At 63.7% G+C, this 12,293-nt stretch carries 12 protein-coding genes; 9 read left to right on the top strand and 3 right to left on the bottom strand.

The features are described 5' to 3' along the window. Nucleotides 1-335 precede the first annotated feature (335 nt). Entirely contained in the window at nucleotides 336-1,832 is a 1,497-nt protein-coding gene (locus ACNJX9_RS06250) for a sigma-54-dependent transcriptional regulator (protein WP_439408162.1), read from the bottom strand. Between the two features lie 127 nt (nucleotides 1,833-1,959). Between ACNJX9_RS06250 and ACNJX9_RS06255 the strand changes: the two genes are divergently transcribed. The 8 genes from ACNJX9_RS06255 (at nucleotide 1,960) to ACNJX9_RS06290 (ending at nucleotide 9,998) form a co-directional block, all read left to right on the top strand. Next, nucleotides 1,960-3,900, top strand: coding sequence for a M3 family oligoendopeptidase (locus tag ACNJX9_RS06255; RefSeq protein WP_439408163.1), 1,941 nt, complete (start codon nucleotides 1,960-1,962; stop codon nucleotides 3,898-3,900). Between the two features lie 137 nt (nucleotides 3,901-4,037). Next, nucleotides 4,038-4,190: an aa3-type cytochrome c oxidase subunit IV gene (locus tag ACNJX9_RS06260; RefSeq protein ID WP_018317799.1), complete on the top strand. Its 153-nt coding sequence runs from the start codon at nucleotides 4,038-4,040 to the stop codon at nucleotides 4,188-4,190. A 137-nt stretch (nucleotides 4,191-4,327) separates the two neighbouring features. Next, the gene (locus tag ACNJX9_RS06265; protein WP_439408164.1) at nucleotides 4,328-5,455 is read left to right on the top strand and encodes a Re/Si-specific NAD(P)(+) transhydrogenase subunit alpha; all 1,128 of its coding nucleotides are present in this window, start codon (nucleotides 4,328-4,330) and stop codon (nucleotides 5,453-5,455) included. An 11-nt stretch (nucleotides 5,456-5,466) separates the two neighbouring features. After that, nucleotides 5,467-5,784 carry a proton-translocating transhydrogenase family protein gene (locus tag ACNJX9_RS06270; protein ID WP_014492434.1) on the top strand — a complete coding sequence of 106 codons (318 nt, stop codon included), beginning with the start codon at nucleotides 5,467-5,469 and terminating at the stop codon, nucleotides 5,782-5,784. 39 nt (nucleotides 5,785-5,823) lie between these two features. Further along, nucleotides 5,824-7,221, top strand: a complete 1,398-nt coding sequence (locus ACNJX9_RS06275) for an NAD(P)(+) transhydrogenase (Re/Si-specific) subunit beta (RefSeq protein ID WP_271603901.1) — start codon at nucleotides 5,824-5,826, stop codon at nucleotides 7,219-7,221. Between the two features lie 335 nt (nucleotides 7,222-7,556). Beyond that, nucleotides 7,557-8,654 (top strand): calcium:proton antiporter, encoded by a 1,098-nt coding sequence (locus ACNJX9_RS06280; protein ID WP_057757577.1) that lies wholly within the window; start codon nucleotides 7,557-7,559, stop codon nucleotides 8,652-8,654. Nucleotides 8,655-8,681: 27 nt separating this feature from the next. After that, on the top strand, nucleotides 8,682-8,966 hold the full coding sequence (locus tag ACNJX9_RS06285) for a cupin domain-containing protein (protein ID WP_439408165.1): 285 nt from the start codon (nucleotides 8,682-8,684) through the stop codon (nucleotides 8,964-8,966). Between the two features lie 93 nt (nucleotides 8,967-9,059). Continuing rightward, complete coding sequence (locus ACNJX9_RS06290) at nucleotides 9,060-9,998, top strand: hypothetical protein (RefSeq protein ID WP_439408166.1); 939 nt, start codon at nucleotides 9,060-9,062, stop codon at nucleotides 9,996-9,998. Nucleotides 9,999-10,130: 132 nt separating this feature from the next. On the opposite strand, the gene ACNJX9_RS06295 is transcribed toward ACNJX9_RS06290, so the two are convergent. After that, the gene (locus ACNJX9_RS06295; RefSeq protein ID WP_057757306.1) at nucleotides 10,131-10,781 is read right to left on the bottom strand and encodes a tetratricopeptide repeat protein; all 651 of its coding nucleotides are present in this window, start codon (nucleotides 10,779-10,781) and stop codon (nucleotides 10,131-10,133) included. A gap of 225 nt (nucleotides 10,782-11,006) precedes the next feature. Further along, nucleotides 11,007-11,303, bottom strand: a complete 297-nt coding sequence (gene rpsU, locus ACNJX9_RS06300) for a 30S ribosomal protein S21 (protein ID WP_027545547.1) — start codon at nucleotides 11,301-11,303, stop codon at nucleotides 11,007-11,009. Between the two features lie 262 nt (nucleotides 11,304-11,565). Between rpsU and aqpZ the strand changes: the two genes are divergently transcribed. Further along, nucleotides 11,566-12,288: an aquaporin Z gene (gene aqpZ / locus ACNJX9_RS06305; protein ID WP_220003285.1), complete on the top strand. Its 723-nt coding sequence runs from the start codon at nucleotides 11,566-11,568 to the stop codon at nucleotides 12,286-12,288. Nucleotides 12,289-12,293: the final 5 nt, after the last annotated feature.

Here is a 12,293-nt window from a genome sequence, read left to right on the forward strand (position 1 = left end):
CTCGGGTGAACTGTCCCTCGTGGAACAGCTTTCGTTTTCGCCTAATTGAGCTTCGGCTAAATCGCGCCGGCCTCTCGAAACTTGCACGCCTGCACGCAACGATTCCTACGCAGACGATATACAGGCCCCGTTCTTGCAGCTAGCACTACCCCGGGAAACTGACCACAAACTGACTTCAAGACAGACCGTTTGCAACGGATTGTGCGGTTTCACCGCACGCTTTTCCGGCCGTCTGTCACTTCCAAGTCACGGTTTCAGCCGAAGCCGAATTTTGCCGTAATTCAACGGGTTGCAGGCGCATCGCTGAGGCGCGCGAACCCCTGTTCGCATGAGGTTCAGTGCGTCTCCTCGCCGCTTTTCCCGCCATGTCCGGGAACCCCGGCTTCGTCGAGCTTGCGGTACAGCGTGGACCTGCCGATCTTGAGTCGGCGCGCCACCTCCGACATCTGTCCGCGGTAGTGCGAGATCGCAAAGCGGATGATCTCGCTCTCCATCTCCTCCAGCGGGCGAACATCGCCGGTCGGGGTGAGCATCGAGAGCGACCCTGTCTGAGGCAGCGGCGCGATGGGTATTTCGCTACCCGACACCACGGTGGGCGCTGCGATCGGCTCGATCATCAGCGGCGCGGTCGGGATCTCCGTGGCCGAATGCGGATGCAAGCCCGGCAGCGGGAAATCGTCGAGACCGAGCTGGTCGCCCTCGCTCATCACCACCGCGCGGTAGACGGCATTCTCGAGCTGGCGGATGTTGCCGGGCCAGTCGAGCTGGGTGAGATGCGCCACGGCCTCGCCGCTGACGCCGGAGATCGCGCGGTTCTCCTCGGCGGCAAAGCGCGCCAGGAAATGCCTGAGCAGATGCGGGATGTCCTCGCGGCGGGCCTTGAGCGAGGGGATCGTCAGCGGCAGCACGTGCAGGCGATAGAACAGGTCTTCGCGGAAGTGCCCTTGCTTGACCCGGTCCAGAAGCTTGCGATTGGTCGCGGAGATGATGCGGACGTCGACCTTGACGGGTTTGCGGCCGCCGACGGCCTCGACCGCGCCCTCCTGCAGTGCGCGCAGGAGCTTGACTTGTGCAGTCAGCGGCAGCTCGCTGACCTCATCCAGAAACAGCGTGCCGCCATGGGCTTCGAGGAATTTGCCGGTGTGCCGTTCGGTTGCGCCGGTGAAGGCGCCCTTCTCATGGCCGAACAAGATCGACTCGACGAGATTGTCGGGAATCGCGCCACAATTGACCGCGACGAAGGGCTTGGCCTTGCGCTCGCCGCTGCCATGGATGGCGCGCGCGAACATCTCCTTGCCGACGCCGGACTCGCCTTCGATCAGCACGGGGATCGATGAATTTGCTGCCTTCTGGGCCGCGCGCATCACCGGCGCCATCGCTTCGGCGCGCGTGATGATGTCGGAGAAGGTCAGCCGGCCCTCGCGGCTGTGACGGATGCGTTGCAATTCGCCCTTGAGCGCGGAGGCATTCAGCGCGTTGCGAAGCGAGACCTGAAGCCGCTCCATTCCGACCGGCTTGACCACGAAGTCGGCCGCACCGGCGCGCATTGCCGAGATGACGTTGTCGATGCCGCCATGGGCGGTCTGTACGATGACGGGCACGCTGAGGCCCGCCTCGCGGATTTTTGCCAGCACACCCATGCCGTCGAGGCCGGGCATCACGAGATCGAGGATCACCGCGTCGATCGCGGGGGCGTCGGGACCGGTGAGGGTCGCGATCGCGGCGTCGCCGGATTCGACGACGACCGTTTCATAGCCGCATTTCTGCACCATGTTCTCGACCAGGCGGCGAGCTACGGCGTCGTCGTCGGCGATCAAAATACTGGCAGCCATGGTGCTCCCCGCACGCTACTACTATCTGTCTCGAATCGGGTCACTCTGGCCGAAGCCGATTAACGCACTCTTAAACGTTGATGCCCCCGCCCGCCGCAGCGATCGTTGAACACAGGTTTCCCACACAATGAAGTCGCGCTCCAAGACTGCTGTCCGCAAACCAGCCACCAAGACATCCGCCGCCAAGACATCCATCGCCAAGACATCCATCGCCAAGACATCCATCGCCAAGACATCCGCTGCCAGGAAATCCGCTGCCAAGGCAAAACCCTCCGCAAAGCCTGTGAGCAAGACGGGCAAGCTTCCGGAGTGGAACCTCGCCGATCTCTATTCCGGGATCGACGCGCCGGAAGTGGCGCGCGATCTCGAAAAGATGGATGCCGATTGCGTCGCGTTCGAGACCGACTACAAGGGCAAGCTCGCAACAGGCACAGCAAACGAAGATGGCGGAAAATGGCTCGCGGAAGCCGTGCGGCGCTATGAGGCGATCGACGATCTCGCCGGCCGTCTCGGCTCCTATGCCGGTCTCGTTCACGCCGGCGACAGCGTGGACCCTGCGATTTCAAAGTTTTACGGCGATGTCTCCGAGCGGCTGACAGCGGCCTCGACGCATCTCTTGTTCTTCGCGCTCGAGCTCAACCGTATCGATGACGATATTTTGACCCGCGCGCTGCAAGCCCCTGAGCTCGCGCACTATCGTCCGTGGATCGAGGATCTGCGCAAGGAGAAGCCGTATCAGCTCGACGACAAGCTCGAGCAGCTGTTCCTGGAGAAGGCGCAGACCGGCTATTCGGCCTTCAACCGTTTGTTCGACCAGACCATCTCGAGTCTCCGCTTCAAGGTCGGCGCCAAGGAACTGGCGATCGAGCCGACGCTGAATTTCCTGCAGGACCGCGACGGCGCCAAGCGCAAGGCCGCGGCGGAAGCGCTGGCGAAAACCTTCAAGGCCAATGAGCGCACCTTTGCGCTGATCACCAACACGCTCGCCAAGGACAAGGATATCTCCGACCGCTGGCGCGGTTTCAAGGATGTTGCGGATTCCCGCCATCTGAACAACCGCGTCGAGCGCGAGGTGGTGGATGCGCTGGTCGCCTCGGTCCGCGCGGCCTATCCAAAGCTCTCGCATCGCTATTACGCGCTGAAGGCAAAGTGGTTCGGCAAGAAGAAGCTGGCCTATTGGGACCGCAACGCGCCGCTGCCCTTCGCCGCGACCGATGTGATCGGCTGGCCCGATGCGCGCAACATGGTGCTGACGGCCTATCGCGGCTTCTCGCCTAAAATGGCCGACATTGCCGAGCGCTTCTTCACCGATCGCTGGATCGACGCGCCAGTGCGGCAGGGCAAGGCGCCCGGCGCATTCTCGCATCCGACCACGCCGTCGGCACACCCTTATGTGCTGATGAACTACCAGGGCAAGCCTCGCGACGTCATGACGCTCGCCCATGAGCTCGGCCATGGCGTGCACCAGGTGCTGGCGGCCAAGAACGGCGCGCTGATGGCACCGACGCCGCTGACGCTGGCGGAGACCGCGAGTGTGTTCGGCGAGATGCTCACGTTCAAGCGGCTGCTTGCCCAGACCAAAAATACAAAACAGCGCCAGGCGCTGCTCGCCCGCAAGGTCGAGGACATGATCAATACCGTGGTGCGGCAAATTGCGTTCTATTCCTTCGAGCGCGCCGTTCATACCGAGCGCAAGAACGGCGAGCTCACCGCGACACGGCTCGGCGAACTCTGGCTGTCGGTGCAGGGCGAGAGTCTGGGGCCCGCGATCGAGATCAAGGCGGGTTACGAGAACTACTGGATGTACATCCCGCACTTCATCCATTCGCCGTTCTACGTCTACGCCTATGCCTTTGGCGATTGCCTCGTGAACTCGCTCTATGCGGTTTACGAGCATGCGGCGGAAGGCTTCGCCGAGCGCTATCTCGACATGCTCGCCGCCGGCGGCACCAAGCACTATTCCGAGCTGCTGCGGCCGTTCGGGCTCGATGCCAAGGACCCCAAGTTCTGGGAGGGAGGCCTCTCGGTCATCGCCGGCATGATCGACGAACTGGAGGCGATGGGCTGAGGGCGAAGCGGGCTTCCTAACCGATTGGGAATCCAAATGAACCGATTTGCGGGAAAACCGCGCCTCGGTGCCGTTGCCCTGCCCGAAGGTTTAAGGTATCCCAGCCGAAGAATTCGGCTTTCGACTGGGGACATTCCATGGCTGACCATAGCGAAGTGGCGTACAGCACCGCCGACGGCAACGACTACGTCGCCCACGAGCAGACCTATGAGGGCTTCATCAAGCTGGTGAAGTACGGCACCGCCTCGGTCGCGCTCATCGTCATCCTGATGGCGATCTTCCTGACCTGATCCATCGCCTGTTGCACCGACATCGTCGTCGGTGCTCATAAAATTTGCATTCAAGCCGGTGCCAAAACCGGTATCCAACGTTGCGGGAGTGACGCTAAGTTCGCGTGCGCGCTTTGTCCCGCGTCGCCGGAGGGCCTATGAAGATCGCCGTTGCCAAGGAAATCGATCCGTCGGAGCCGCGCGTTGCCGCTTCGCCTGATACGGTGAAGAAGTTCAAGGCGCTGGGCGCCGAGATCGCCGTCGAGCCGGGCGCCGGCGTCAAATCGGGCCTGCCTGATTCCGAATTCACCGCGGTCGGCGCCACCGTCAGCGCCGATGCGCTGAAAGATGCTGACATCATCATCAAAGTGAAGCGTCCCGAGGCTTCCGAGCTGTCGCAATACAAGCGCGGCGCGCTGGTCATCGCCATCATGGATCCCTACGGCAATGAAGCTGCGCTGAAGGCGATGGCCGAAGCCGGCGTCTGCGCTTTCGCGATGGAACTGATGCCGCGCATCACCCGTGCACAGGTCATGGACGTGCTGTCCTCGCAGGCGAACCTTGCCGGCTATCGGGCCGTGATCGAGGGCGCCGAGGCCTTCGGCCGCGCCTTCCCGATGATGATGACCGCGGCCGGCACCGTGCCTGCCGCGAAAGTGTTCGTGATGGGCGTTGGCGTGGCCGGCCTCCAGGCGATCGCAACCGCGCGCCGTCTTGGCGCCGTCGTCACCGCGACCGACGTGCGACCTGCGACGAAAGAGCAGGTGGAATCGCTCGGCGCAAAATTCCTCGCCGTCGAGGACGAGGAGTTCAAGAACGCGCAGACCGCCGGCGGTTATGCCAAGGAGATGTCGAAAGAGTACCAGACCAAGCAGGCCGCGCTGACCGCCGAGCACATCAAGAAGCAGGACATCGTCATCACCACCGCGCTGATCCCGGGCCGTCCGGCGCCGAAACTCGTCTCGGGCGAGATGGTCAAGTCGATGAAGCCGGGCTCGGTGCTGGTCGATCTCGCCGTCGAGCGCGGCGGCAATGTCGAGGGTGCCAAGGCGGGTGAGGTCGTCGACATCGATGGCATTAAGATCGTCGGCTACACCAATGTCGCGGGCCGCGTCGCGGCCTCGGCCTCCAGCCTCTATGCCCGCAATCTGTTCTCCTTCATCGAGACCATGGTCGACAAGAAAGAGAAGAAGCTCGCCGTCAATTGGGACGACGAGCTGGTCAAGGCCACTGCGCTGACCAAAGATGGCGCCGTCATCCACCCGAACTTCCAGCCGAAGGTGTAAGGAGATCCGTCATGGAGCATGCTGCACAGGTCGTCGACCCCTTCATCTTCCGGCTGTCGATCTTCGTCCTCGCCGTCTTCGTCGGCTATTTCGTGGTGTGGTCGGTGACGCCGGCGCTGCATACGCCGCTGATGAGCGTCACCAATGCGATCTCCTCGGTGATCGTGGTCGGCGCGCTGCTTGCCGGCGGGGTCGCCAATGTCTCGAGCGGTTCGGGCTGGGCGCGCGCCTTCGGCTTCGTCGCGCTGATCTTTGCCTGCATCAACATCTTCGGCGGCTTCCTTGTCACCCAGCGCATGCTGGCGATGTACAAGAAGAAGTCGAAGTAAGCGGCCACCTCGGGCTGATGGGATCAATGGGGACCTGAGATGAGCGCCAATCTCTCTGCATTCTTGTATCTCGTGGCGGGGGTGCTGTTCATCCTGTCGCTGCGCGGGCTGTCGAGCCCGGCCTCTTCGCGCCAGGGCAATCTGCTCGGCATGATTGGCATGGCGATCGCGGTTGCGACGACGCTTGCCAACCATCCGCCGGCCGACGGCCTCGCCTGGGTGCTGGTGATTGTCGGCATCGCCATCGGCGGGACGATCGGCGCCGTCATCGCCCGCCGCGTGCCGATGACCTCGATGCCGGAACTGGTCGCCGCCTTCCACTCGCTGGTCGGCATGGCCGCGGTGTTGGTCGCGGCGGGTGCATTCTATGCGCCGGAGGCCTTCGACATCGGCACCCCCGGCAACATCCACACCCAGAGCCTGGTCGAAATGTCGCTCGGCGTCGCCATCGGCGCCTTGACCTTCACCGGCTCGGTGATCGCGTTCCTGAAGCTGTCGGCCCGCATGAGCGGTGCGCCGATCATCCTGCCGGCGCGGCACGTGATCAACGTCGCGCTCGCGGTCGCGCTGGTCGCCTGCATTGTCGGGCTCGTCGTCACCGGCAGCCCGGTGTTCTTCTGGCTCAACGTCATTCTCGCGCTGGCGCTCGGCGTGCTCATGATCATCCCGATCGGCGGCGCCGACATGCCGGTCGTGATTTCGATGCTGAACTCCTACTCCGGCTGGGCCGCGGCCGGCATCGGCTTCACGCTCGGCAATTCGGCGCTGATCATCACCGGCGCGCTGGTCGGCTCGTCGGGCGCGATCCTGTCCTACATCATGTGCCACGCGATGAACCGGTCCTTCATCTCGGTCATCCTCGGCGGCTTCGGCGGTGAGACCGCTGCGGCCGGTGGGGCTACCGGCGAGCAGAAGCCGGCAAAGCTCGGCTCGGCGGACGATGCCGCCTTCATCATGAAGAACGCCTCCAAGGTCATCATCGTGCCCGGCTATGGCATGGCGGTGGCACAGGCCCAGCATGCGCTGCGCGAGATGGCCGACATGCTGAAGAAGGAAGGCGTCGAGGTGAAATACGCCATTCACCCGGTCGCGGGCCGCATGCCCGGCCACATGAACGTGCTGCTGGCCGAGGCCAACGTGCCCTACGACGAGGTGTTCGAGCTCGAGGACATCAACTCCGAATTCGCGCAGGCCGACATCGCCTTCGTGATCGGCGCCAACGACGTAACCAACCCGGCGGCGGAAGAGGACAAGACCTCGCCGATCTACGGCATGCCGGTGCTGCAGGTCTGGAAAGCCGGCACGGTGATGTTCATCAAGCGCTCGCTGGCGTCGGGCTATGCCGGCATCGACAATCCGCTGTTCTATCGCGACAACACCATGATGCTGCTCGGTGACGCCAAGAAGGTCACCGAGAACATCGTCAAGGCGATGTAATCAGCGAGGGGGACCGTGGCCCTGAACAAGGAGTGGCACCGGTCCCATCGCATGCCGTCGAAGGCGACGCGCGAGCAGCGCATCGCCTGGCACGCTGCTCATGCTGCGGCGTGCGGTTGTCGCGAGATCCCCCTGGGCATCCGGGCCGACGTCCTCAAGTTGCTCAGGAGCCGTCGCAAGCCCTGAACTCAGCAATGACGGGGCTGCGATCACATTCTGAAATAGATCGCCATCATCCTCGCGGCCGGCTATTGCGTTTCATCAACGGCTCTTGAGGGCTGACGGGCGCGATCTTCTCGCGCATAATCGGTGCGTTCAACCAAGGAATGGCCTGCATGAGCGCACACGGACCGATGCCACGGTCGTCCTGGGTCTTTCCCGCGCTGGCGGTACTGCTGTTCCTGGTCGTCACCGTGACCGGCTACAGCTTTACGCTATCGACCGGCGGCGGCGTGTTTGCGATCGTCCTGCTGGTGATCCTGTTCGGTACCGTGTTCGCGGCCGTGCATCATTCCGAGGTGATCGCGGAGCGGATCGGCGAGCCGTTCGGCACGCTGCTGCTCACGCTTGCGGTGACCATCATCGAGGTCGCGCTGATCACCACCATCATGCTCGGCGACAAGCCTGCGCCGGAGCTTGCGCGCGACACCGTGTTCGCGGTGGTGATGATCGTCTGCAATGGCCTCGTCGGCCTCTGCGTGTTCATCGGCGGGCTGCGCTACCGCGAGCAGGGATTTCAGGTCTCCGGCGCCAACGTCTATCTCAGCGTGCTGATTGCGCTCGCGACCCTGACGCTGATCATGCCGAACTACACGCTGACGACGCCGGGGCCGGTCTATTCGACGCTTCAGCTCGGCTTCGTTGACCTCGTGACCATCGTGCTCTATGGCGTGTTCCTCTACACCCAGACCGTCCTGCACAAGGACTATTTCGTCCATGAGCGGACCGAGGGCGAGGGCGGCGAGGCCCATCTGCCGGGCAAGCTGCTGGCGCTGAGCATCGTGCTGCTCCTGATCTCGCTCCTGGCCGTCGTGCTGCTGGCCAAGAAATTCTCGCTGGTGGTGGATGCCGTCGCCGACAGGATCGGCGCTCCGCCAGCCTTTGCGGGCCTCCTGGTCGCGCTGCTGATCCTGATGCCGGAAGGCGTTTCCGCGATCACCGCGGCCCGCAAGAACGACCTTCAGAAAAGCATCAACTTGGCGCTGGGATCCTCGCTGGCGACCATCGGCCTGACCATCCCGGCGGTCGGGCTCGCCACCTATGTGATCGAGCAGCCGCTGGTGCTGGGGCTCAATGCCCAGAGCTCGGTGCTGCTGTTCCTGACATTCTTGCTGAGCATGCTGACCTTCGGCACCGGCAGGACCAATGTCCTGTTCGGACTGGTCCATATGGTGGTATTTGCCGTCTACGCGTTCATGGTCTTCGTGCCCTGAGCCGATTCGCCTTAAGCGAGGTTCTAGATGCTTGCCGCCAACTCCGAGGTTCAGATCGACAATGACGAGGTCCGGGTGACCGAATGGCGGCTTGCCCCGGGCAGCGCCACCGGGCATCACACCCACGGAATGGACTATGTGATTGTTCCCGTCGTCGGCGGAGAAATGACCATCGTGGCGCCGGGTGGGGAGCGTTCCAAGGCGCAGCTTGCGGCGGGAAAATCCTACTTCCGCAAAGCCGGCGTCCAACATGACGTACTTAACGAAACCTCAACCGACATCGTGTTCCTTGAGATTGAGCTGAAGGCGTAAGGCGCTCGTAACCTTTGCCATCGATCCGTCGCAGTTGATCCCTTACAATGCCCCAAAGTTCCCGCATCAGATCGCGCGGGGAGTGGCCGAGAAATGCTGAAATACCTCGCTAAAATCTCGATGGATATTTTCCCCTCGGTGCTCGCGACGATCATCGGGGCCTACATCGTTAACCACTACATCAATGCGAGGCCGGCGGCGGATACGCCAGCCGCAGTCGTGGCACCCGCCGACGCCGGCAAGAAGCCCGCTGACGTGGCCAACCTCCCGGGCCCCGGCGTGAAAGCCAAGGGCGTTTCCGAGAAGAGCATTTCCGACAAGAGCGGATCGGACAAGCCAGCGGCCGACAAGCCTGCCGACGCCAAGCCTGCCGACACCAAGGCTGCGGACGAGGCTGCCTCGCGCGGCCGCACCCCGGCGCATGAGAAGGCGGTTGCCAAGTCCTCCCCCGTCACGTCCACGCCGGCGGCGTCCGCCGCTGCGCCGGTGGTTGAGGCCAGTTCGTCGCCGGCCGCTCCGGCCGCGACCCCCGACGCCAACGATCTCGCCCGGGCCGCCATCGAACGCCTGCGCAAGTCGCCTGAGGGCAAGGCTGCCGAGGCCAAATCGACCGAAACCAAGCCTGCCGAAGCCAAGCCTGTCGAAGCCAAGGCGGCCGAGAGGACGCCGGAGCCTGCCGTGCAGGAAGCATCCCGCACCCCAGAGGCTCCCCGTGTCGTGACGACAGTGCCGACGACGGTGCGCCCCTTGCCACCGCCGATCAATGTGTCGACGCCGTCGCCCGAGGCCTATGGCAGTGGCGCCGCGTCGCAGGCGAATCCGCCCTACACGGCCTCGGTCAGCAACGACAATCCGAATCGGCTGACGCCGCCGGCCGATATCCCGGTCCCGGTGATCGCCCCGCCGCTCGATCTGCGCGCCGACGCCGGCGCGCCAATGCCGCGCCCCAAGACCAACGTCGCCGACGACATGCTGTCGGGCATGAAGTCGATGTTCCACGCGGTGCTGCCAAAGGGCGCCACTCCCGACTAACCAGGACGGCGTCTAAAGCGCGATGAGATTGGGTTGAATCGTCATCGCGCTTTAGCTCTTTGTTTGGGCATGATCTTTTCGGAAAACCGCTGCACACTTTTCCGGATCATGCTCTACGCCGTCCCGTGACTGTCAGCCGCCGACGCGGGCCAAGCCGCTCCGGGCGGCGTCATCGCGTGGGCGCAGCGCGACGGCCTTGTTGTAGGAAGCCGCCGCCTTGGCCTTTTCGCCCAGCCGCTCATAGGCCTGTCCCCGGGTCGTCCAGACCTGAGCATTGTGCGGATCGGCTTCGGAGGCCTCGTCGAGATCGGCCGCCGCCTCCTTGACCTTGCCGATGGCAAGATAGCTGACGGCGCGGCCGAGCAGCGGCTCGGCCTTCTGCGGATTGAGCCCGCTGGCGGCGCCGAAATCGGCGATCGCGAAGTCGTGCTCGTTATTGCCCTGATAGAGCAGGGCGCGGCCGTAGAGCGCCTGCGCATTATAGGGATCGAGGGCGACGGCGCGATTGAACTCGTCCAGCGCGGCCTGCGTCTCGCCCGACTTGGCGAAGGCTTGCGCTTTTGCCGTATGGGTCTGGGCCTCGGCGACATTGGCGGCGCTGACGGCGCTTTCAGGCGCGGCGGCCGCCTTCGGCGCTTCCTGCGGCTTGTCCTTCTCCGGCCCCAGCGAGCCCAGATCGAAGGAGCAGCCGCACAGGGCGATCCCGATCAAGGTCAGCACAAGCGGCTTGCGCCAGATCTGGCGTCGCCGCGCCAAGCTGGGCTCTGGGAAAGGGAAGGCCATCTACGGTTCGCTCGCGCTAGAGCATGATTCGGAAAAGCGTGCAGCGGTTTTCCGAAAAGATTATGCCCAAACAACAACCTAAAGCGCGATGACAAACAATCCCGATCTCATCGCGCTTGGCGCCGCATCTGTAGTGCCCCGTCCCAGAAGGGCACCGCTCAAAAAACAATAACGCGGGCTCGGAGCCCGCGTCATCGAAAACTCAGTCCTGCATGATCGGCAAGATCAGCGCGGTCCGCGCGGACCTGCACCGGGGCCGCCACGGCCACCACGCTCGCCACCGGGGCCAGCGCCGAACACCGGCTTCGGCTTCATCGGCAGCAGGCCTTCGCGCTGCAGCTTCTTGCGGGCCAGCTTGCGCGCGCGGCGCACGGCTTCAGCCTTTTCACGAGCCTTCTTCTCAGAGGGCTTCTCGTAGTGACCGCGGAGCTTCATCTCGCGGAAAATGCCCTCGCGCTGCATCTTCTTCTTCAGCGCCTTGAGGGCTTGGTCGACATTGTTATCGCGAACGAGAACCTGCACGCGGCATCCTCTTCAGTGGATCGGATTTGAATTCTGGTAAGACGAAGGGATGGCAAAAAGCGCAAGCCCTTAACCTTGAGGGCGCGGATGTATCAGACAAAACCTGAGATGTCCACCGGCCAAGCAGGTTTTCGGACCAAGTTCAGCCATTAAATACGGCGAAAATGCTCCCGTGCGGCCCCGATTTGGGTGGTTTTGGCGCCAAGGACGGGCTGTTCCCGGCTGGGTTGCGCCGGACATCAGAAATCAGGGGAGACGCCACATGGATATGAAGAAATACGCTGCCGAGGCCATCGGCACGTTCTGGCTCACATTCGCAGGCTGCGGCAGCGCCGTGATCGCCGCCGGCTTTCCGCAGGTCGGCATTGGCCTCGTCGGCGTGTCCCTGGCCTTTGGCCTCAGCGTCGTCACCATGGCCTATGCGATCGGTCACATCTCGGGCTGCCATCTCAACCCGGCCGTCACGGTCGGCCTTGCCGCCGGCGGGCGCTTTCCCGCAGGCCAGATCCTGCCTTACGTGATCGCGCAGGTCTGCGGCGCCATCGTCGCCGCCGAGCTGCTCTACGTGATCGCCAGCGGTGCGCCGGGCTTCGACGTCACCAAGGGCTTTGCCTCCAACGGTTACGACGCGCATTCGCCCGGCCAGTACAGCATGGTCGCGTGCTTCATCACCGAGGTGGTGATGACCCTGATGTTCCTGTTCGTCATCATGGGCGCGACCCATGGCCGCGCGCCGGCAGGTTTCGCGCCGCTCGCGATCGGGCTGGCGCTGGTGATGATCCATCTCGTCAGCATCCCCGTCACCAACACGTCGGTGAATCCGGCGCGCAGCACGGGCCCGGCACTGTTCGTCGGCGGCTGGGCGCTGGCGCAGCTCTGGCTGTTCTGGATCGCACCGCTGATCGGTGGCGCGCTGGGAGGCGTGATCTATCGCTGGCTCAGCGAGGAGCCCTCGGGTGTCGTCGCAGGCGTGAAGACGGCGTGATCCAA

The sequence above is a fragment of the Bradyrhizobium sp. BLXBL-03 genome, from assembly GCF_051853015.1.
Classification (GTDB): domain Bacteria; phylum Pseudomonadota; class Alphaproteobacteria; order Rhizobiales; family Xanthobacteraceae; genus Bradyrhizobium; species Bradyrhizobium manausense.